Origin of the sequence: Escherichia sp. E4736 (assembly GCF_005781225.1) — a bacterium.
Lineage (GTDB): Bacteria > Pseudomonadota > Gammaproteobacteria > Enterobacterales > Enterobacteriaceae > Escherichia.
On record NZ_VATT01000010.1, the window covers coordinates 160,315 to 180,820 of the forward strand.

Annotated in this window: 20 protein-coding genes; 14 read left to right on the plus strand and 6 right to left on the minus strand. The window is 49.5% G+C overall.

The features are described from left to right. The first annotated feature begins 37 nt into the window (after positions 1–37). The 5 genes from selA to aldB all read left to right on the plus strand — a co-directional run bounded on the left by selA (position 38) and on the right by aldB (position 7,672). Positions 38–1,429 carry an L-seryl-tRNA(Sec) selenium transferase gene (gene selA / locus FEK46_RS07515; RefSeq protein ID WP_130206662.1) on the plus strand — a complete coding sequence of 464 codons (1,392 nt, stop codon included), beginning with the start codon at positions 38–40 and terminating at the stop codon, positions 1,427–1,429. Beyond that, positions 1,426–3,270: a selenocysteine-specific translation elongation factor gene (gene selB, locus FEK46_RS07520; RefSeq protein ID WP_135560302.1), complete on the plus strand. Its 1,845-nt coding sequence runs from the start codon at positions 1,426–1,428 to the stop codon at positions 3,268–3,270. Before selA ends, selB begins: the two co-directional genes overlap by 4 nt. 189 nt (positions 3,271–3,459) lie before the next feature. Next, a complete protein-coding gene (gene yiaY / locus FEK46_RS07525; protein ID WP_130206658.1) occupies positions 3,460–4,611 on the plus strand; it encodes an L-threonine dehydrogenase in 1,152 nt (383 codons plus the stop codon). 119 nt (positions 4,612–4,730) lie between these two features. Then, a complete protein-coding gene (locus FEK46_RS07530; RefSeq protein ID WP_135560301.1) occupies positions 4,731–6,026 on the plus strand; it encodes a Fic family protein in 1,296 nt (431 codons plus the stop codon). Positions 6,027–6,133: 107 nt separating this feature from the next. Further along, a complete protein-coding gene (gene aldB / locus FEK46_RS07535; RefSeq protein WP_000183976.1) occupies positions 6,134–7,672 on the plus strand; it encodes an aldehyde dehydrogenase AldB in 1,539 nt (512 codons plus the stop codon). A 40-nt stretch (positions 7,673–7,712) separates the two neighbouring features. Here aldB and FEK46_RS07540 read toward each other — a convergent pair whose 3' ends face one another. Continuing rightward, on the minus strand, positions 7,713–8,792 hold the full coding sequence (locus tag FEK46_RS07540; RefSeq protein WP_171020853.1) for a type I restriction endonuclease: 1,080 nt from the start codon (positions 8,790–8,792) through the stop codon (positions 7,713–7,715). Positions 8,793–9,273: 481 nt separating this feature from the next. On the opposite strand from FEK46_RS07540, the gene FEK46_RS07550 reads away from it, so the two are divergent. Together FEK46_RS07550 and FEK46_RS07555 are read left to right on the plus strand one after the other, a co-directional pair. Next, a complete protein-coding gene (locus FEK46_RS07550; RefSeq protein WP_000833473.1) occupies positions 9,274–9,459 on the plus strand; it encodes a type II toxin-antitoxin system HicA family toxin in 186 nt (61 codons plus the stop codon). A gap of 16 nt (positions 9,460–9,475) precedes the next feature. Then, positions 9,476–9,886: a type II toxin-antitoxin system HicB family antitoxin gene (locus FEK46_RS07555; protein WP_130206650.1), complete on the plus strand. Its 411-nt coding sequence runs from the start codon at positions 9,476–9,478 to the stop codon at positions 9,884–9,886. On the opposite strand, the gene FEK46_RS07560 is transcribed toward FEK46_RS07555, so the two are convergent. Further along, the gene (locus tag FEK46_RS07560; protein WP_130206648.1) at positions 9,883–10,197 is read right to left on the minus strand and encodes a hypothetical protein; all 315 of its coding nucleotides are present in this window, start codon (positions 10,195–10,197) and stop codon (positions 9,883–9,885) included. The two genes, FEK46_RS07555 and FEK46_RS07560, sit on opposite strands and share 4 nt — an antisense overlap. 182 nt (positions 10,198–10,379) lie before the next feature. On the opposite strand from FEK46_RS07560, the gene FEK46_RS07565 reads away from it, so the two are divergent. Beyond that, the gene (locus FEK46_RS07565) at positions 10,380–10,703 is read left to right on the plus strand and encodes a DUF3302 domain-containing protein (RefSeq protein ID WP_130206646.1); all 324 of its coding nucleotides are present in this window, start codon (positions 10,380–10,382) and stop codon (positions 10,701–10,703) included. 5 nt (positions 10,704–10,708) lie between these two features. Further along, on the plus strand, positions 10,709–11,845 hold the full coding sequence (locus tag FEK46_RS07570; protein ID WP_062883751.1) for an HlyD family secretion protein: 1,137 nt from the start codon (positions 10,709–10,711) through the stop codon (positions 11,843–11,845). Here FEK46_RS07570 and FEK46_RS07575 read toward each other — a convergent pair. After that, positions 11,842–12,816 carry a LysR family transcriptional regulator gene (locus tag FEK46_RS07575; protein ID WP_130206642.1) on the minus strand — a complete coding sequence of 325 codons (975 nt, stop codon included), beginning with the start codon at positions 12,814–12,816 and terminating at the stop codon, positions 11,842–11,844. The genes FEK46_RS07570 and FEK46_RS07575 overlap by 4 nt on opposite strands. A 124-nt stretch (positions 12,817–12,940) precedes the next feature. Between FEK46_RS07575 and FEK46_RS07580 the strand changes: the two genes are divergently transcribed. The 3 genes from FEK46_RS07580 to kdgT all read left to right on the plus strand — a co-directional run bounded on the left by FEK46_RS07580 (position 12,941) and on the right by kdgT (position 15,701). Further along, positions 12,941–13,681, plus strand: a complete 741-nt coding sequence (locus FEK46_RS07580) for a MipA/OmpV family protein (RefSeq protein WP_135560299.1) — start codon at positions 12,941–12,943, stop codon at positions 13,679–13,681. Between the two features lie 156 nt (positions 13,682–13,837). Then, on the plus strand, positions 13,838–14,458 hold the full coding sequence (gene sodA / locus FEK46_RS07585; protein WP_001361705.1) for a superoxide dismutase [Mn]: 621 nt from the start codon (positions 13,838–13,840) through the stop codon (positions 14,456–14,458). Positions 14,459–14,717: 259 nt separating this feature from the next. Beyond that, complete coding sequence (kdgT, locus tag FEK46_RS07590) at positions 14,718–15,701, plus strand: 2-keto-3-deoxygluconate transporter (RefSeq protein WP_130259279.1); 984 nt, start codon at positions 14,718–14,720, stop codon at positions 15,699–15,701. Positions 15,702–15,756: 55 nt separating this feature from the next. Here kdgT and FEK46_RS07595 read toward each other — a convergent pair whose 3' ends face one another. Next, positions 15,757–16,647, minus strand: coding sequence for a dihydrodipicolinate synthase family protein (locus FEK46_RS07595; protein ID WP_135560298.1), 891 nt, complete (start codon positions 16,645–16,647; stop codon positions 15,757–15,759). Between the two features lie 153 nt (positions 16,648–16,800). Here FEK46_RS07595 and yiiM point away from each other — a divergent pair, with 153 nt between their 5' ends. Further along, positions 16,801–17,475 carry a 6-hydroxyaminopurine reductase gene (gene yiiM / locus FEK46_RS07600; protein WP_135560297.1) on the plus strand — a complete coding sequence of 225 codons (675 nt, stop codon included), beginning with the start codon at positions 16,801–16,803 and terminating at the stop codon, positions 17,473–17,475. A 214-nt stretch (positions 17,476–17,689) separates the two neighbouring features. On the opposite strand, the gene cpxA is transcribed toward yiiM, so the two are convergent. After that, positions 17,690–19,063 (minus strand): envelope stress sensor histidine kinase CpxA, encoded by a 1,374-nt coding sequence (gene cpxA, locus FEK46_RS07605; protein WP_000580414.1) that lies wholly within the window; start codon positions 19,061–19,063, stop codon positions 17,690–17,692. Beyond that, positions 19,060–19,758: an envelope stress response regulator transcription factor CpxR gene (gene cpxR, locus FEK46_RS07610; protein ID WP_130206632.1), complete on the minus strand. Its 699-nt coding sequence runs from the start codon at positions 19,756–19,758 to the stop codon at positions 19,060–19,062. The genes cpxA and cpxR overlap by 4 nt, the downstream gene beginning before the upstream one ends. Positions 19,759–19,906: 148 nt before the next feature. On the opposite strand from cpxR, the gene cpxP reads away from it, so the two are divergent. Next, positions 19,907–20,407, plus strand: a complete 501-nt coding sequence (gene cpxP / locus FEK46_RS07615; RefSeq protein WP_130206850.1) for a cell-envelope stress modulator CpxP — start codon at positions 19,907–19,909, stop codon at positions 20,405–20,407. The last annotated feature ends 99 nt before the right edge of the window (positions 20,408–20,506 follow it).

Consider the following 20,506-nt stretch of genomic DNA (forward strand, 5'->3'; position numbering starts at 1 on the left):
TCTCCGTGCGAGAGGGCCTTGATGAGCCTGGTTTCCTATGACAACCGAAACGCGTTCCCTCTATAGTCAACTTCCAGCTATCGATCGCTTATTGCGCGATAGCTCTTTCCTTTCTTTGCGTGATACTTATGGCCATACCCGTGTCGTGGAGTTGCTACGTCAAATGCTCGACGAAGCGCGGGAAATGATTCGCGACAGCCAGTCGCTGCCTGCATGGTGTGAAAACTGGGCGCAAGAGGTTGATGCTCGTCTGGCGAAAGAGGCGCAGAGCGCGCTGCGTCCGGTGATCAACCTGACGGGAACCGTGCTGCATACGAACCTTGGGCGGGCATTGCAGGCGGAAGCGGCGGTTGAGGCTGTTACGCAAGTTATGCGTTTGCCGGTGACGCTGGAATATGATCTGGATGACGCCGGACGCGGGCATCGCGATCGTGCGCTGGCGCAGTTGTTATGTCGCATCACCGGCGCAGAAGATGCCTGTATCGTCAATAACAATGCGGCGGCGGTGCTGCTGATGTTGGCAGCTACTGCCAGTGGTAAAGAAGTGGTGGTTTCTCGCGGCGAACTGGTGGAGATTGGCGGCGCGTTTCGTATTCCCGATGTCATGCGTCAGGCAGGCTGCACCCTACATGAAGTAGGGACCACCAACCGCACGCACGCGAATGATTATCGTCAGGCAGTGAATGAAAATACCGCGCTGCTGATGAAGGTGCATACCAGTAATTACAGCATTCAAGGCTTCACCAAAGCGATAGACGAAGCTGAACTGGTGGCGCTCGGCAAAGAACTGGATGTTCCCGTGGTGACTGATTTAGGCAGTGGTTCGCTGGTGGATCTCAGTCAGTATGGTTTGCCAAAAGAGCCTATGCCGCAGGAGTTGATTGCGGCGGGCGTCAGCCTGGTGAGCTTCTCCGGCGACAAGTTGTTAGGCGGGCCGCAGGCAGGGATTATCGTTGGTAAAAAAGAGATGATCGCGCGTTTGCAGAGTCACCCGCTGAAACGTGCATTACGTGCAGATAAAATGACTCTCGCGGCGCTGGAAGCCACGTTGCGTCTTTATTTACACCCTGAAGCACTGAGTGAAAAATTACCGACCCTGCGTCTGCTTACCCGCAGCGCAGAGGTCATTCAAATCCAGGCGCAACGGTTGCAGGCACCCCTTGCCGCTCACTATGGTGCGGAGTTTGCGGTACAGGTTATGCCATGCCTGTCGCAGATTGGCAGTGGTTCGCTGCCGGTGGATCGTCTGCCGAGCGCGGCATTGACGTTTACGCCTCATGACGGACGCGGTAGCCACCTTGAGTCATTAGCTGCTCGCTGGCGTGAATTGCCGATTCCGGTGATTGGGCGCATTTATGACGGGCGTCTGTGGCTGGACCTACGCTGCCTTGAAGATGAGCAACGGTTTTTGGAGATGTTGTTGAAATGATTATTGCGACTGCCGGACACGTTGACCACGGCAAAACGACGTTATTACAGGCGATTACGGGCGTAAATGCCGACCGTCTGCCGGAAGAAAAGAAGCGTGGGATGACCATCGATCTCGGCTATGCCTACTGGCCGCAGCCAGATGGACGCGTGCCTGGTTTTATCGACGTTCCCGGTCATGAAAAGTTTCTTTCCAACATGCTGGCGGGCGTTGGTGGTATCGATCACGCACTGCTGGTGGTGGCGTGCAATGACGGCGTGATGGCACAGACCCGTGAGCATCTGGCGATTTTGCAGCTTACCGGTAACCCGATGCTGACAGTGGCATTGACTAAAGCCGATCGCGTGGACGAAGCGCGTGTTGATGAGGTTGAACGCCAGGTAAAGGAGGTGCTGCGGGAATACGGTTTTGCTGAGGCAAAACTGTTTATCACCGCAGCGACCGAAGGACGGGGAATTGATGCCCTGCGCGAACATCTGCTTCAGTTGCCGGAACGCGAACACGCCAGCCAACATAGTTTCCGACTCGCTATCGACCGCGCATTTACCGTAAAAGGTGCCGGGCTGGTGGTCACCGGTACGGCGTTAAGCGGGGAAGTGAAGGTAGGCGATTCACTATGGCTGACTGGTGTAAATAAACCGATGCGCGTGCGTGCGCTGCATGCGCAAAACCAGCCAACTGAAACCGCCCATGCCGGGCAGCGTATCGCGCTTAACATCGCTGGTGATGCGAAAAAAGAACAGATTAACCGTGGCGACTGGCTGCTTGCCGATGTGCCGCCAGAGCCGTTCACACGAGTGATTGTCGAGTTACAAACCCATACGCCGCTGACCCAGTGGCAGCCGCTGCATATTCACCACGCCGCCAGCCACGTTACGGGACGCGTTTCGCTGCTGGAAGATAACCTTGCCGAGCTGGTGTTCGACACGCCGCTGTGGCTGGCGGATAACGATCGCCTGGTGCTGCGCGATATCTCTGCCCGTAACACGTTGGCGGGGGCGCGGGTGGTGATGCTTAACCCGCCGCGTCGCGGTAAACGTAAGCCGGAATATCTGCAATGGCTGGCGTCACTGGCACGCACACAAAGCGATGCCGACGCACTGACCGTTCATCTGGAGCGCGGTGCGGTTAACCTTGCCGATTTCGCCTGGGCGCGTCAGCTCAATGGTGAAGGGATGCGCGAATTACTGCAACAGCCGGGCTATATTCAGGCTGGTTACAGTTTGTTGAACGCTCCAGTTGCCGCCCGCTGGCAACGTAAAATTCTCGACACATTAGCAACTTATCATGAGCAACATCGCGATGAACCAGGTCCAGGGCGTGAGCGTCTGCGGCGCATGGCGTTGCCGATGGAAGATGAAGCACTGGTGCTGTTGCTGATTGAAAAGATGCGCGAAAGCGGCGACATTCACAGCCATCATGGTTGGCTGCATCTGCCGGATCACAAAGCGGGATTTAGCGAAGAGCAGCAAGCAATCTGGCAAAAAGTGGAACCGCTGTTTGGCAACGAGCCGTGGTGGGTGCGTGACCTGGCAAAAGAGACGGGAACTGACGAACAGGCAATGCGCCTGACACTACGGCAGGCGGCGCAGCAGGGGATAATTACGGCGATCGTTAAAGATCGTTATTACCGTAACGATCGGATTGTCGAGTTTGCCAACATGATCCGCGATCTCGATCAGGAGTGTGGCTCGACCTGTGCGGCGGATTTCCGCGATCGCTTAGGTGTTGGTCGAAAACTGGCAATTCAAATTCTGGAATATTTTGACCGCATTGGTTTTACGCGTCGTCGGGGAAATGATCATTTATTGCGTGACGCATTATTATTTCCGCATAAATAAGATAATGATTAATTCATATTAAATGCGAATTACTTTAAAAGTCTTATAAATTTTGAAAAAGCGCATTAGAACATGAGTCTAATGTGCTTTTTTTAATATACGATTCTAAAAAGAATAATATCGATCAACTTTTTAAATATAAATCCTCTGTAAGCTGCCCGCCCTTTTACCCTCGTTCTGGAGTGTGTTATGGCAGCTTCCACATTTTTTATTCCTTCTGTTAATGTCATTGGCGAAGATTCTTTAAAAGATGCGCTGAATATGATGGAGGAATATGGTTTTCGCCGTATATTAATTGTTACTGACAGAATGCTAGCGAAATTAGGTATGGCGGGAGAGGTACAAAAAGCCTTATATGACCGCAATATTTTTAGCATTATTTATGAGGGTACCCAACCTAATCCGACCACGAAGAATGTCGCAGAAGGTTTGAAAATGTTGAAGGAAAATAACTGCGACAGCGTGATCTCCTTAGGCGGCGGTTCTCCGCACGACTGCGCAAAAGGTATTGCACTGGTAGCCGCTAACGGTGGTGATATCCGTGATTATGAAGGCGTAGACCGCTCTGCAAAACCACAGTTGCCGATGATTGCCATTAATACCACGGCGGGTACAGCGTCTGAAATGACCCGTTTTTGCATCATCACCGACGAAGTGAGACATATCAAAATGGCGATTGTGGATAAACACGTTACCCCGCTGCTTTCGGTTAATGATTCCTCGCTGATGATCGGTATGCCTAAGTCACTGACTGCAGCTACCGGAATGGATGCTCTTACTCATGCCATCGAAGCGTATGTGTCTATTGCGGCAACGCCAATTACTGATGCCTGCGCGCTGAAAGCAATGACCATGATTGCGGAAAATCTACCGTTAGCCGTCGAAGATGGCAGCAACGCTAAAGCGCGTGAAGCAATGGCTTATGCCCAGTTCCTCGCAGGTATGGCATTCAATAACGCTTCTCTGGGTTATGTTCATGCGATGGCGCATCAGTTAGGTGGCTTTTACGATCTGCCGCACGGCGTTTGTAATGCCATTCTGCTGCCGCACGTGCAGTTATATAACAGCAAAGTTGTTGCATCACGTTTGCGTGACTGCGCCGCGGCGATGGGTGTGAACGTCACAGGTAAAAATGATGCTGAAGGGGCGGAAGCCTGTATTAACGCGATTCGCGACCTGGCGAAGAAAGTGGATATCCCGGCAGGTCTGCGAGACCTGAACGTTAAAGAAGAAGATTTCCCGGAGCTGGCAAGCAATGCCCTGAAAGACGCTTGTGGCTTTACTAACCCGATTCAGGCAACTGAGGAAGAAATTGTGGCGATTTATCGCGCTGCAATGTAATCCCCATTCTCCTGCGGCTGGCGTATTGTCAGCCGCTATCTCAAAACTTGCGATTTTTGAGATAGTTTCTTTAGTCTGCTATACACTATCTCAATATTGCGCTTTTTTGAGATAAGCAAATGGCTATCAAATCACCTCCCAGACTGATTCCTTTATCACACTTATCGGGTGAGGAACTCCAGGCCCACTTACGCTTTAACCGGGTTACCGATGAAAAAGGACGTTATCTGCCTTTTGATGAGTTGCAGTACCGCATCAAAAAAGGGGAAAACATTGAAGTGGCGTGGACGCTTACCCGGCTGGCGCGCAACGCGGCGATCCAGCGAATCAATTATTGCAATGAAGCGGGTGAGCAGGCCGGATTCAACATTACGCCAGTGATTGCAGAAGCGTGCGAGCTTGTCGACAAACATGCAACCGCGCTGGCGCTGAAAGATCAGACTGAACGGTTACGCGGGGCGGGCGCCGAGTTAAGCCAGTTACGCCTGGAAGAGCCGATTACCAGTTCCCAACTGGAAGGTGCGAATACCACGACGCTGGTGGCGAGAAAAATGCTGGAAACAGGGCGGGCGCCACGCACTGAAGACGAGCATATGATTGCGGGAAATGCCCGGCTGATGGCGGAAATTCCGCAATTACTCACAGAACCGCTGACACCTGCGCTTATACGTCAGTTATATGCTATTGGTATGGGGGGAATAAATGACGCGAAATATCGTCCGGGTGAATTTCGTGAAACAGATGATGTCGTGATCGCCGATTATGACGGCAATATTGTGCACCAACCGCCCGCTGCGGCATTGTTGCCGGAACGACTGGAAAAAGTTTGCCAGTGGTTAAACAGCCATGAAGGGTATATTCACCCGCTGGTCCGCGCCTGCATTCTGCATTTTATGCTGGCCCATGAACATCCATTTCGCGATGGCAACGGGCGCACCAGTCGGGCGCTGTTTTACTGGTATATGCTGAAATCGGGCTACGATGTCTTTAAATATATTTCCATCAGCCGTTTGCTTCATGTTGCACCAGTCAAATATGCCTCCAGCTACCAGTACACTGAATCAGATGGTATGGATCTGACTTATTTCCTTGAATATCAGGCGGGTGTCATTAAACGTGCTATGCAAAACTGGCAGCAGCATATTGATGAAATTATGCAACGAAGCGCAAAACTTGACCGCCTATTGTTTAGTTCTGGTGTGCTTAGGCGACTAAATCCGCGTCAGGTGACACTTCTGAATGTGATGCTCGCCAATCCGGGGAAAGAGTACACAGTTTCTGAAACCAGCGCGAGTCTGGGCGTCTCTGATAATACAGCGCGAACTGATTTACGGACGATTGTTAAAGAAGGATTTGCGCAAGAGAAGAAAATTAATGACCAGCAAGTAGTGTACGTCGCACATTACCCGCTGTAGTCCTTGCCAGTAAATTCGTGATAGCCGTCGTAAAGCTGTTACCGACTGGCGAAGATTTCGCCAGTCACGTCTACCCTTGTTATACCTCACACCGCAAGGAGACGATCATGACCAACAATCCCCCTTCAGCACAGATTAAGCCCGGCGAGTATGGTTTCCCCCTCAAGTTAAAAGCCCGCTATGACAACTTTATTGGTGGCGAGTGGGTCGCGCCCGCCGATGGCGAGTATTACCAGAACCTGACGCCGGTAACCGGGCAGTTGTTGTGCGAAGTGGCGTCTTCGGGCAAACGAGATATCGATCTGGCGCTGGATGCTGCGCATAAAGTGAAAGATAAATGGGCGCATACCTCGGTGCAGGATCGCGCAGCGATTCTGTTTAAGATTGCCGATCGGATGGAGCAGAACCTCGAGCTGTTAGCGACGGCTGAAACCTGGGATAACGGCAAACCCATTCGCGAAACCAGTGCTGCCGATGTGCCGCTGGCGATTGACCATTTCCGCTATTTCGCCTCGTGTATTCGGGCGCAGGAAGGCGGGATCAGTGAAGTTGATAGCGAAACCGTGGCTTATCACTTCCACGAACCGTTAGGTGTGGTGGGGCAGATTATCCCGTGGAACTTCCCGCTGCTGATGGCGAGCTGGAAAATGGCTCCCGCGCTGGCGGCGGGCAACTGCGTGGTGCTGAAACCCGCACGACTTACCCCGCTTTCTGTACTGCTGCTAATGGAAATCGTCGGTGATTTACTGCCGCCGGGCGTGGTGAACGTGGTCAACGGTGCGGGCGGCGAAATTGGCGAATATCTGGCGACCTCGAAACGCATCGCCAAAGTGGCGTTTACTGGCTCAACGGAAGTGGGTCAGCAGATTATGCAGTACGCCACGCAAAACATTATTCCAGTAACCCTGGAGCTGGGCGGCAAATCGCCCAATATCTTCTTTGCTGACGTGATGGATGAAGAAGATGCCTTTTTCGATAAGGCGCTGGAAGGCTTTGCATTGTTTGCTTTTAACCAGGGCGAAGTCTGTACCTGCCCAAGCCGTGCTTTAGTGCAGGAGTCTATCTACGAACGCTTCATGGAACGCGCCATCCGCCGTGTTGAAAGTATTCGTAGCGGTAACCCGCTCGACAGCGTGACACAAATGGGCGCGCAGGTATCTCACGGGCAACTGGAAACCATCCTCAATTACATTGATATCGGTAAAAAAGAGGGCGCAGATGTGCTCACCGGCGGGCGGCGCAAGTTGCTGGAAGGCGAGCTGAAAGATGGTTACTACCTTGAACCGACTATCCTGTTTGGTCAGAACAATATGCGTGTTTTCCAGGAAGAAATATTTGGCCCGGTGCTGGCGGTAACCACCTTTAAAACGATGGACGAGGCGCTGGAGCTGGCGAACGACACACAATATGGCCTGGGTGCAGGCGTCTGGAGTCGTAACGGCAATCTGGCCTATAAGATGGGGCGCGGCATTCAGGCCGGGCGCGTGTGGACCAACTGTTATCATGCCTACCCGGCACACGCAGCGTTTGGCGGCTACAAACAGTCGGGCATCGGACGCGAAACCCATAAGATGATGCTGGAGCATTATCAGCAAACCAAGTGTCTGCTGGTGAGCTACTCGGATAAACCGTTGGGGCTGTTCTGATGTTTTAGGCAGGCAACATTAATTGTTGCCTGCCTATGTTTTAGTTGTATAAAGCGGCAGTCGCTTTTAACTCATCGCTGAAAGAATAAATATCATCGAGAGATTCAATAGGATGGCGGGTTTCGTTTTTCTCTAAGTCAAATAGGCCAATATATTTTTGATTTCGATTGAAATGTAATCTACAGAGTGGCTTTCGATTATTGTCATCTACAAGTATACCAAAATAGCTTTTTGTATCTCTGTGGACTATTCGTGGTGCATCAAGCACTACGCGAACTATAGCTTTAACAATATGAAATCCTTCAAGCTCCTCCATAGTAGTAGCAATATCGGTTTCTTCTTTATTAATACATTCTACTTCTTCATTGTGTGAATTCGAATCAATTACAGATAATGAACCACCACCTATTGCCGATTTCAATCTTTCGTTTATTTGAGAGTTAATATATTGATTGGCAGCTTTCTTTGTTAATTTTGCAAACGTATCTTTTACTTTTTGTGTTAACATACCTTCATAAATTCTTGCTGCAAAGAATTTTACAAAATCCTCTTCAGGATTATTCATTTGTGCATGGAGAACTTTTTTAATTAAACTAACATATTTTAATTCACCTGCAGCATTAATTATTGATTCCAAATCAAATGCTGATTTAGTAAGTTTCTTTATCTCGGGAACAACTGTTTCATCTAAGTCAAGTAGATCTATCTCAAGAAATGGTTTTTCATCCATTTTATTAGGCGCTTCTAAATCAGTAAAAAATTTATAAACTTGTCCATTGGTTAGAATAGATATTCTTGCATTTGTTACATGGAAGTATCGAAAAAGCTGTGAAGCGTGATTTATATTTAGAGGATCGCCGATTTTTTTGCATTCAATGAGAATCTGAACCTCACCACTTTTTAAGATCGCATAGTCAATCTTTTCACCTTTCTTCGTTCCAATATCGCATACAAACTCTGGGATAACTTCGGTAGGATCAAAGACATCATAACCTAACACATTGTTAATGAACGGCATTACGAAAGCATTTTTGGTAGCCTCCTCAGTTTCAATGACCCCGGCTTGTTGTTTTATTTTTGCGGATAATGAATTCAGCTTATCTATAAACTCCATAGACATTATAACTCCTTTTATATATTTAATAAAAATGCGTTTTATAAAAATATAGAAAATATTTATATATTAACGCGTTATCATTGATCATACTTAATGTATAACACACAAAAAATAATGTTTGCACATTGTAAATACAATGGTGAAACAAGCTTGATATTTATCAAGGAAATAAAACAATGTCTGTTATTCTTTTATTGGTTATTTTAAACGTTCTATGAATAAGAGTTGGAGCTATAGCAAGACTGGCTTCGATATCGCATGGATAATCTAATACAAGGTTTTTTAACGCCTAATACTATGAGTTATACGTAAATTGCGAGTCTCCTCGCATTTTTTCAACAAGTTACTGCACGTGGTTATTCTTCTTCCGAGCGACATTCCTGAATCAATTTTAGCCACCTGACGGCCTCTATAAATCGCGCTATCGTGATTGCTATCGCTAATTATATGTGTATCGTGTGTATAATCATGGAAGGACAGGGATGTGAAAAGTGCAGACGTGATCGCCATCCTGAAACAGCATGGCTGGGAACATATTCGAACCCGCGGCAGTCATCATCAGTTTCGCCATCCTGTTCATCCGGGCCTGGTGACGGTCCCGCATCCTAAAAAAGATATTAAGCCCGGTACGCTGGCACAAATTGGGCGTCAGGCTGGTTTAACATTTTAAAATTTCAGGAGGCAATATGTTTTATCCCGCCTATATCCATAGCGATTCCGACGGTAGCGCCAGCGGTTTTTTCCCTGATGTACCTGGTTGTTATTTTGCCGGGGATACGCTTGATGACGCTTTCCAGGATGCGCGAAGTGCACTGGTCGCACACTTTGAAACCTTGTGCGAGATGAATGAAGAGTTGCCTCTTCCTGGCTCCGTAGACGAACATCTGGCTCAGCAGGCGCAGGACTTTATTGGCGGGCAATGGTTGCTGGTGGATATCAATATGAATCAGTTCGAAGGTCGGGCTGAACGTATCAATATTACGATGCCGAAAAGGTTACTGAACAAGATTGATACCTACGTGCGCAATAACCCAGACTACGCCAACAGAAGTGCATTTCTGGCAGAAGCTGCCCGGCGTGTTTTGCCAGGAGTTTAATCTCGCGTTTCGATGGTGAGCGGGCGAACCAGGCTGTACAACCACAAACCAAAACAAGCGATAGTGCCAATCACCACGGTGAGGAACACACTGACTGACAGGCCTGCAAGCATTCCTGCGGGCAGGGCCAGCAGGCCGTGGATTACGGTGTCGTTCCATCTGACCTGATCGTAGCCAAACATGCCTAAAACGCCGCAAACCAGGCCGTAAATCACCATTGGTGTTCCGAGACCAATCAATAATAAACGGTAGATAATTGAAGGTTTAATACGCTTAATCTGTACTGTGGATGTTTTACTGGAGTTATTCATTAGTTTGGCCAATAGTTCCATTATTTCAATATGATAAGCCTCGACCTGTTTAAAAGCTAGGCAGCACATTTCAGAAAGTATATAAAAAACAATATGTCGTTATATAAATAAGGAAATTGCACTGCATCATGGCATTTCATAATATGCGTTAATTGTTCTTTTTTATATTCTCTGAGGAAAATATGTTCCTGGATTATTTTGCACTGGGAGTGCTTATTTTTGTATTTCTGGTGATCTTCTATGGGATTATTATTTTACATGATATTCCCTACCTGATTGCGAAAAAACGCAACCATCCTCATGCCGATGCCATTCATGTTGCCGGTTGGGTGAGTTTGTTTACGCTGCACGTTATCTGGCCCTTTTTGTGGATTTGGGCCACGCTTTACCGCCCGGAGCGGGGATGGGGAATGCAAAGCCATGATTCATCCGTTATGCAACTACAACAGCGCATTGCCGGGCTGGAGAAACAGCTCGCCGACATGAAAGCTCCTTCTGCCGAGTAATATTTATGGATTTACTGATTATTTTGACCTATGTGGCTTTCGCATGGGCAATGTTTAAGATTTTTAAAATTCCCGTGAATAAATGGACCATCCCTACTGCGGCACTGGGTGGCATATTTATTGTCAGCGGCTTAATTCTATTAATGAACTATAACCATCCATACACCTTTAAAGCGCAAAAAGCGGTTATTTCCATTCCGGTTGTTCCGCAGGTGACGGGTGTAGTAATTGAAGTGACGGACAAGAAAAATACGCTGATTAAAAAAGGCGAAGTGCTATTTCGACTGGATCCGACGCGTTATCAGGCGCGGGTGGATCGACTGATGGCGGATATCGTCACCGCAGAACATAAACAGCGGGCATTGGGGGCAGAGTTAGATGAGATGGCGGCGAATACCCAGCAGGCAAAGGCCACACGGGATAAATTTGCCAAAGAGTACCAGCGTTACGCACGCGGCAGCCAGGCGAAAGTAAATCCGTTTTCAGAACGGGATATCGATGTGGCGCGGCAAAACTATCTGGCGCAGGAAGCCTCAGTGAAGTCATCGGCGGCGGAACAAAAACAGATCCAGAGCCAACTGGATAGCCTGGTGTTGGGGGAACATTCTCAAATCGCCAGCCTGAAAGCGCAGCTTGCGGAAGCAAAATATAACCTTGAGCAGACGGTAGTGCGTGCGCCGAGCGACGGTTACGTGACTCAGGTACTGATTCGTCCAGGAACGTATGCCGCGTCGCTGCCGCTGCGTCCGGTAATGGTGTTTATACCCGATCAGAAACGACAAATCGTGGCGCAGTTCCGCCAGAACTCCTTGCTGCGACTGGCTCCTGGCGACGATGCGGAAGTGGTGTTTAATGCCCTGCCAGGTAAGGTCTTCAGCGGTAAGCTGGCTGCCATTAGTCCAGCCGTTCCCGGCGGGGCTTATCAGTCGACCGGCACTTTACAGTCCTTAAATACAGCACCAGGTTCTGATGGCGTTATCGCGACTATTGAGCTGGATGAGCATACTGATTTGAGCGCATTACCAGACGGTATTTACGCCCAGGTGGCGGTCTATTCCGATCATTTCAGCCATGTTTCGGTTATGCGCAAAGTGCTGTTACGCATGACCAGCTGGGTGCATTACCTTTATCTCGACCACTAATCTTTGTTTTCCGCCGCTTGTTCAGGCCGCAGTTGCTGCGACTGGGCAAGCTGGTGGCGAATTTCACGCAGCATCTCGTCCAACACATACTGGACCCGCCAGGGCTGGTATTCCCGTTTACGGAAGATAGCCACCAGATCCAGCCACCATTCATACGGTTGCTGAAAGCAGGGGATCAGCGTGCCGTCTTGCAGGTCGCTCTGCACACTTTTGTCTGGCGCAAACACAATCCCCAGGTGATTTCGCGCCAGCTCCAGCGCCGACTGAGTATTGTCACAGACGTAATTTCCCTTAACACGATAATCACGTACTTCTTTACTTCCGGCGACGTTGAAGCGCCAGATATTCGCGTCATCGATCATCATCGAGTCGATCAAAATACAGGAGTGATGTTCAAGTTCGTCTGGTCGGCTAATGGGGTGTTTCTCAAGATAAGTTTGGCTGGCATAGGCGGTTACTGCATATTGCGTAATAAAACTGGCAACCAGCGATTCATCTTTTGGCGGCGCGTAGCTGATTAAAACATCACAATCATCGGGAAATTCGACACCTTCATAAAAGGCGTTGCGCTCAAGATTGCAGGTTTTTAGCGATAAGGTGATTTCACCGATATCTTTAATTTTGTCGATAACGTGTTTGGATAAATAGGTAATAATGCCAGTTGGTGCGTAGATGGTAACCCGACCACGTTTCTCATGCTTATAATCTGCAATAAAATTATTAAGCTGCTCGTTTCTGTCGAGCATATCATTAATGTACGGTAATAGCGCGGTGCCAAAAGGCGTCAGCATCAATTGCCGTGTGGTTCTGTCAAAGACCTTTAAGCCCACTTTTGATTCAAAATCAGCAAGATATTTACTAACATTGGCCTGCGCGATGCCAAGCACGGTGGCCGCATGGCTGATATTTTCACTGGCAGCGATTACCGAGATAATTTTTAACTCCCGGTACTTGAGTTGTAATTTTGTCATCGCAACAGTCCAATTTATATATAATTTTATATATTACTATATAAATATGAATCTTGCACCGGAGAAATTGTAAGTATTACTATGCCGACTCTTTTTTATCTTAATTTAAAATGGAATGTCGGACATGTTAATTAACCGCAATATTGTGGCGTTATTTTTTATGCCTTTTATGGCAAGTGCAACTGCCGCAGAATTATCCGTTGGTGCTGGCGCAGTTTATAATGAATCGCCTTATCGCGGTTATAATGAAAATACCAAAGCAATTCCGCTGATCAGTTATGAGGGCGATTCTTTTTATGTCCGCCAGACGACGTTAGGTTTTATTCTGTCGCAAAGTGAAAAAAATGAACTTAGCCTGACTGCATCCTGGATGCCGCTGGAATTTGATCCTGCCGATAATGACGACCATGCTATGCAACAACTCGATAAGCGTGACAGTACGGCAATGGCGGGAGTTGCCTGGTATCACCATGAGCGTTGGGGGACCGTGAAAGCTTCTGCGGCAGCTGATGTTCTGGATAACAGTAACGGTTGGGTAGGTGAGTTATCGTTATTCCACAAAATGCAGATAGGTCGCCTGTCGCTGACACCTGCTCTTGGCGTTCTCTATTATGACGAGAATTTCAGTGACTATTACTATGGCATTTCAGAGAGCGAGTCTCGTCACAGCGGTCTGGCGAGTTATACCGCGCAGGATGCCTGGGTGCCTTATGTCAGCCTGACGGCAAAATACCCCATCGGAGAACACGTCGTATTAATGGCGAGTGCCGGATACAGTGAGCTGCCGGAAGAGATCACTAACAGCCCAATGATTGACCGTAATGAAAGTTTTACTTTTGTCACCGGAGTGAGTTGGCGTTTTTAATTGACTGGGTAGAAAAACTGACCGGAATCATCTCGGGCATTCCCCTATGAAAAGTACGGCATTGATAATCATTTTCAATATCATTTAATTAACTATAATGAACCAACTGCTTACGCGGCATTAACAATCGGCCGCCCGACAATACTGGAGATGAATATGAGCTATACCCTGCCATCCCTGCCGTATGCTTACGATGCCCTGGAACCGCACTTCGATAAGCAGACCATGGAAATCCACCACACCAAACACCATCAGACCTACGTCAACAACGCCAACGCGGCGCTGGAAAGCCTGCCAGAATTCGCTAACCTGCCGGTTGAAGAGCTGATCACCAAACTGGACCAGCTGCCAGCAGACAAAAAAACCGTTCTGCGCAACAACGCTGGCGGTCACGCTAACCACAGTCTGTTCTGGAAAGGTCTGAAAAAAGGCACCACCTTGCAGGGCGATCTGAAAGCGGCTATCGAACGTGATTTCGGTTCCGTTGATAACTTCAAAGCAGAATTTGAAAAAGCGGCAGCTTCCCGCTTTGGTTCCGGCTGGGCATGGCTGGTGCTGAAAGGCGATAAACTGGCGGTGGTTTCTACTGCTAACCAGGACTCCCCGCTGATGGGCGAAGCCATTTCTGGCGCTTCCGGCTTCCCGATTGTGGGCCTGGATGTGTGGGAACACGCTTACTACCTGAAATTCCAGAACCGTCGTCCGGACTACATCAAAGAGTTCTGGAACGTAGTGAACTGGGATGAAGCTGCGGCACGTTTCGCGGCGAAAAAATAATCGCATCTTGCCTGCTGCAATGAGGCGTTTACGCCTCTTGTCAGCATAAAAAACAAACCATCGTGCATAACGGTGGTTTTTTTGTGATCAATTTCAAAAGAAAAACAATGATCCTATAAAATTAAAACGACGTTTCAATTGGTGTGGTGTTGATCACTTTTATTGCTATGATGAATGTCTATCTTCGTTTCCATCAACACTGATGCTCCGTTAAGGAACTTCGCATCAGCCTATAAAAATATGCTAACAGGTGATGGAAATGCAGATAAAACGCACGATAGAGAAAATCCCGGGGGGGATGATGCTCATCCCGCTGTTCCTTGGCGCACTGTGTCATACCTTCTCGCCGGGGGCGGGGAAATATTTTGGATCATTCACCAACGGGATGATTACTGGCACGGTGCCAATTCTGGCGGTGTGGTTTTTCTGCATGGGGGCGTCTATCAAATTAAGCGCGACGGGAACAGTGTTGCGTAAATCCGGTACGCTGGTGGTAACCAAAATTGCCGTTGCGTGGGTGGTTGCGGCCATTGCTTCGCGCATTATTCCTGAGCACGGTGTCGAAGTTGGATTTTTTGCCGGGCTTTCAACGCTGGCGCTGGTGGCGGCAATGGACATGACCAACGGCGGTCTGTATGCCTCTATCATGCAGCAGTACGGCACCAAAGAAGAGGCCGGGGCATTTGTGTTGATGTCGCTGGAATCTGGTCCGCTAATGACGATGATTATTCTGGGAACCGCCGGGATTGCTTCGTTTGAACCGCATGTTTTCGTTGGCGCAGTGTTGCCGTTCCTGGTGGGGTTCGCGCTGGGGAACCTTGATTCTGAATTGCGCGAGTTTTTTAGCAAAGCGGTGCAGACGCTGATTCCGTTCTTTGCCTTCGCGCTGGGCAATACCATTGATTTAACCGTGATTGCCCAGACCGGTTTGTTGGGGATCCTGTTGGGTGTGGCGGTGATTATCGTGACCGGTATTCCGTTGATTATTGCCGATAAATTGATTGGCGGTGGCGATGGCACTGCCGGAATTGCCGCCTCCAGTTCTGCCGGGGCCGCGGTGGCAACGCCGGTACTGATTGCGGAAATGATCCCGGCCTTTAAACCGATGGCGCCTGCGGCAACTTCGTTGGTGGCGACGGCGGTAATTGTGACGTCGATTCTGGTGCCAATTCTTACCTCTGTCTGGTCACGTAAAGCCAAAGCCAGAGTGGCGAAGATCGAAATTCTGGGTACGGTGAAATAACCTCTCTTATTCCATATCATCGCCGGATGAATTGACGTTCATCCGGCGTTTTACCTTAAATAACAAATACCTCATCAATCGTCCGACATTCGCTTTCTGTTAACTCCCCACCGGCATTGCGCGACACTCCTGTGCAGTAACCAAACTTACGTGATACCACCGTCTTGATGGTAGTGACAAAATCTTCACCGATGGCGTAGATGGACATATAGGTGCCGATCTGTTGCTGGATATCTTGTAAAGCTGCTAGGTCGCCGCGTTTGAAGGCTTCGCGGGCTTCGACAAACAGCTCCGGCATAACGTTATTTAAGCCAGAGATTATCCCCGCGCCGCCAGCCAGCAAATTAGGAATGTAATACTCGTCATACCCCGAAAGCACCGCAAAATCAGGACGCACAGCCTGAGCTGCCTGAATCATGCTGCGGGTGTGTGACTGGCAATCGACGGTATCTTTAATTCCGGCAAACTCAGGAAACTCACTCGCCAGTGTGGCGACCAGGTCTGGGGTTAAATCACAACCGGTCCGCGCCGGGAAGTTATATGCGAACCATTTGCCCTGTAATTCGCGACCCAGATGGCGGAAATAGCTTAATAATTGCTTCGCCGTCTGGCCGTAGTAATAAGGCGGGAGGATCATCACTGCATCATAGCCCGTGCGATACGCTTCTTGCGCCATAATCAGTACATCATGCGTGCATGTGGACGAGACGTTGGCCACCATTTTTAGCTTGCTCATGGCTCGTGCTTCACGAATAAGCATGAGCCTCTCTTCCAGTGTGAAGGAGACAAACTCACCAATGCTTCCCATTAGCAATATCACATCGATATTAGCGTCAGTGAGTCGCTGCAGATGCTGCTTCAATCCGTTAAGGTCTACATTCCCGTCTTTATCCATCGGCGTGATGGAAGGACACCAGACGCCAGAAAACAGTGATTTATCAGCCACGCTGTAAACTCCTCATAATGAAATAGTGTTTCAAAAAACATCTCATTGATAACATGTCTACAGTTTTGTCATGTGAACCGTGCTCTCATTTTGCGCGCCTGACGTAAAATAAATATGGTCTAATGGGGAAATTTCTCGGTGGAGAGGGAACAGATGCGATATCCAGTTGATGTATACGTAGGCAACATTCGGGATTATCCGGAAAGCCGTCCAAGTGCAATTGCGAAAATCCAGGTCGATGGCGAGTTAATGTTGACAGAACTGGGGCTGGAAGGCGACGAACAGGCAGAGAAAAAGATTCACGGTGGGCCGGACAGGGCGCTGTGTCATTATCCTCGCGAGCATTATCTCTACTGGGCGCGGGAATTTCCGGAACAGGCAGAGTTGTTTGTTGCACCTGCGTTTGGTGAAAACCTCTCAACCGACGGCCTGACGGAAAGTAATGTTTTTATAGGTGATATTTTCCGCTGGGGAGAGGCGTTGATTCAGGTCACCCAGCCGCGCTCTCCGTGCTACAAACTCAATTACCACTTTGATATCAGTGATATAGCTCAGTTGATGCAAAACACGGGTAAAGTCGGCTGGCTGTATAGCGTGATTGCGCCGGGGCTGGTATCTGCTGATGCTCCGCTGGAGTTGGTTTCCCGCGTTAGCGATGTGACCGTGCAAGAGGCTGCCGCCATCGCATGGCATATGCCGTTTGATGATGAGCAGTATCACCGCTTGCTTTCCGCAGCCGGGCTATCGAAAAGCTGGACGCGGACGATGCAGAAACGCCGACTTAGCGGCAAGATTGAAGATAATTCGCGGCGGTTGTGGGGGAAATAACCCCCGGAGAGTAGGCCTGATAAGACGCGACCAGCGTCGCATCAGGCATCATGCTCAAATGCCGGATGCGGCGTAAACGCCTTATCTGGCCACAAATGCTGCCCTTTGCGTAGTAGAGAGTAGGCCTGATAAGACGCTATCAGCGTCGCATCAGGCATCATGCTCAGACGCCGGATGCGGCGTAAACGCCTTATCCGATCTACAAAAGCGGAGTTTAACTCCGCTTATACAGCGGCAGCCAAATCACCAGACGTAAACCGCCCAGCGGGCTGTCTTCCGCTTTCACCCAACCACGGTGCTGCTGAATGGCGGTTTCGACAATCGCCAGCCCCAAACCTGTACCGCCAGATTCACGATCGCGCGCTTCATCTGTACGATAGAACGGGCGGAAAATCTGTTCGCGATCTTCCGGGCTAACGCCTGGACCATCGTCGTCCACCGTAATGGTGATACCGTCTTTATCAACCGCAAAGCCCACTTCAATCTTCGTATGGGAATAACGCAGAGCATTACGCACAATGTTTTCCAGCGCACTTTCCAGGGCGTTCGGGTTGCCGTACAGCGGCCACGGCCCTGGCGGGAAGTTAACCGTAAACGACTTGCCCATCTGTTCCGCTTCGAATGCCGCGTTATCCAGCACTTCGTTCCACAACTGGTTGGCTTTGATTGTCTCGCTCACCAGCGCGTTTTTCTGCTGATTACGTGACATCACCAACAGGTCGTTAATCATGCTGTCCAGACGCTGGGCTTCGGTTTCAATACGCTCCAGTTCCTTGCTTTCACCACTACGACGACGCAGTAACGCCGTACCCAGTTGCAGACGCGTCAGCGGCGTGCGCAGCTCGTGAGAGATATCAGAAAGCAGGCGCTGCTGGGAGGTCATCATGCGTTCCAGTGCGGTCACCATCTGGTTAAAACTGGCACCTGCGGCAAGAAATTCTTGTGGCCCCGCTTCCAGTTCCGGATGCTGGCGTAAGTTCCCCTGGGCAACTTCATCGGCAGCGTTTTTCAGCTTACGCGCCGGTTTTGCCAAGCTCCAGGCCAACCACAACAGCAGCGGCGTACTGACCAGCATGGTGACAATCAGCAGTAATAGCGGGCGGTCAAACAGTAAGTTAATGAAATCGGATTGAGAACTGCTGGCCGGGCGAATCAGATACAGTTGGTAATTATCTTCGCCATCACGCACGGAGAACGGACCCACCAGTTCCACGCGACCATACTTTTTCTTCTGCGGATGATCGGCGTTATCGGCCTGACCAATAAAGTTGCGAATGATCTGCATTTCGCTGCGTTCAGCGCCGATCACGCGGCCTTCAGTGGTCACCAGTAATAAACGCTGGCCTGGTGGCGCCCACTTATCAATGGCCCGGAACAGGCGACGCCACCACATTAAATCGTTGGGTGGATCGTTCGCCAGTTCCGCTTCGACATGCTGCTCAATCATCAGCCCCTGACGCTGTTCGCTATCCAGAAGCTCGGTCATCTGGCGTGAATCGAGCTTGGGTAACATCAAAACCAGCATCAACACCAGCGCCAGCGTCAGCCAGAAGATGGCGAAGATGCGCGCGGTTAAGCTGCCTATCATGAAGCGGAAACCATCAGATAGCCGCGACCACGCAATGTTTTAAACCAAGGATGACCGTCTTTACGATCCGGCAGCTTACGACGCAGGTTGGAAATATGCATATCGATAGCACGGTCGAAAGGCGTCAGGCGTTTGCCCAGCACTTCCTGGCTTAAATGCTCGCGAGAAACCACCTGACCCAGATGCTGCGCCAGTAGGTAGAGCAGGGTAAATTCAGTACCGGTTAACTCCAGTGTTTGCCCGTCGAAGCTGGCTTCCTGACGGCCTGGATTCAGCACTAAGGCATCAACTTCCAGCGTCGGCGAACCGTTATCGCTGTTCTGCTGTTGCTCGCTCCAGTGCGAACGGCGCAGGATCGCGCGAATACGCGCAACCAGTTCACGGTCGTTAAACGGTTTCGGGAGATAGTCATCCGCACCCAGCTCAAGGCCGAGGACGCGATCAAGTTCACTGCCGCGAGCCGTCAACATAATGACTGGCGTCTGGTGTGTCTGGCGAAGTGCTTTCAGCGTATCGATACCATTTTTCTTCGGCATCATCACATCAAGCAAAAGTAAATCAATGCTGTCGTCCAGAAGAGCAAGCGCCTGTTCCCCATCGTGGGCAACAATCACGTTGAAGCCTTCCATCTCGAGCAGCTCCTTTAACAGGGATGTCAGCTCTCGGTCATCATCAACTAACAGGATTTTATTCATTGTTTAAATACCTCCGAGGCAGAAATTACGTCATCAGACGTTGCTAATCCATGACTTTACGTTGTTTTACACCCCCTGACGCATGTTTGCAGCCTGAATCGTAAACTCTCTATCGTTGAATCGCGACAGAAAGATTTGGGAGCAAATGATGCGCATAGTTACCGCTGCCGTCATGGCCTCAACGCTGGCAGTCAGTTCATTAAGCCACGCTGCTGAAGTCGGTTCAGGCGATAACTGGCATCCGGGAGAAGAACTTACGCAGCGCAGTACGCAGAGCCATATGTTCGACGGCATAAGTTTAACCGAACATCAGCGTCAGCAGATGCGAGATCTTATGCAACAGGCCCGGCACGAACAGCCACCTGTTAATGTTAGCGAACTGGAGACAATGCATCGCCTTGTCACCGCAGAAAATTTTGATGAAAACGCTGTGCGCGCACAGGCAGAAAAAATGGCGAACGAGCAAATAGCTCGTCAGGTTGAGATGGCAAAAGTCCGCAACCAAATGTATCGCCTGTTAACGCCGGAGCAGCAAGCGGTTTTAAACAAGAAACATCAACAACGAATGGAACAGTTGCGCGACGTGACGCAATGGCAAAAAAGTTCATCGTTGAAGCTATTGAGTAGTAGCAACTCACGTTCCCAGTAGTAAACCCTGTTTTCCTTGCCATAGACACCATCCCTGTCTTCCCCCACATGATGTGGGGGTTTTTTTTATCCGCAATTTGCCTGTTACTTGATGCATTGC

Bases quoted from the DNA above. Each gene is read 5' to 3' on its own strand.
- selA (WP_130206662.1), top strand. From the start codon at position 38: ATGACAACCGAAACGCGTTCCCTCTATAGTCAACTTCCAGCTATCGAT.
- selB (WP_135560302.1), top strand. From the start codon at position 1,426: ATGATTATTGCGACTGCCGGACACGTTGACCACGGCAAAACGACGTTA.
- yiaY (WP_130206658.1), top strand. From the start codon at position 3,460: ATGGCAGCTTCCACATTTTTTATTCCTTCTGTTAATGTCATTGGCGAA.
- FEK46_RS07530 (WP_135560301.1), top strand. From the start codon at position 4,731: ATGGCTATCAAATCACCTCCCAGACTGATTCCTTTATCACACTTATCG.
- aldB (WP_000183976.1), top strand. From the start codon at position 6,134: ATGACCAACAATCCCCCTTCAGCACAGATTAAGCCCGGCGAGTATGGT.
- FEK46_RS07540 (WP_171020853.1), bottom strand. From the start codon at position 8,792: ATGTCTATGGAGTTTATAGATAAGCTGAATTCATTATCCGCAAAAATA.
- FEK46_RS07555 (WP_130206650.1), top strand. From the start codon at position 9,476: ATGTTTTATCCCGCCTATATCCATAGCGATTCCGACGGTAGCGCCAGC.
- FEK46_RS07560 (WP_130206648.1), bottom strand. From the start codon at position 10,197: ATGAATAACTCCAGTAAAACATCCACAGTACAGATTAAGCGTATTAAA.
- FEK46_RS07565 (WP_130206646.1), top strand. From the start codon at position 10,380: ATGTTCCTGGATTATTTTGCACTGGGAGTGCTTATTTTTGTATTTCTG.
- FEK46_RS07570 (WP_062883751.1), top strand. From the start codon at position 10,709: ATGGATTTACTGATTATTTTGACCTATGTGGCTTTCGCATGGGCAATG.
- FEK46_RS07575 (WP_130206642.1), bottom strand. From the start codon at position 12,816: ATGACAAAATTACAACTCAAGTACCGGGAGTTAAAAATTATCTCGGTA.
- FEK46_RS07580 (WP_135560299.1), top strand. From the start codon at position 12,941: ATGTTAATTAACCGCAATATTGTGGCGTTATTTTTTATGCCTTTTATG.
- sodA (WP_001361705.1), top strand. From the start codon at position 13,838: ATGAGCTATACCCTGCCATCCCTGCCGTATGCTTACGATGCCCTGGAA.
- kdgT (WP_130259279.1), top strand. From the start codon at position 14,718: ATGCAGATAAAACGCACGATAGAGAAAATCCCGGGGGGGATGATGCTC.
- yiiM (WP_135560297.1), top strand. From the start codon at position 16,801: ATGCGATATCCAGTTGATGTATACGTAGGCAACATTCGGGATTATCCG.
- cpxA (WP_000580414.1), bottom strand. From the start codon at position 19,063: ATGATAGGCAGCTTAACCGCGCGCATCTTCGCCATCTTCTGGCTGACG.
- cpxR (WP_130206632.1), bottom strand. From the start codon at position 19,758: ATGAATAAAATCCTGTTAGTTGATGATGACCGAGAGCTGACATCCCTG.
- cpxP (WP_130206850.1), top strand. From the start codon at position 19,907: ATGCGCATAGTTACCGCTGCCGTCATGGCCTCAACGCTGGCAGTCAGT.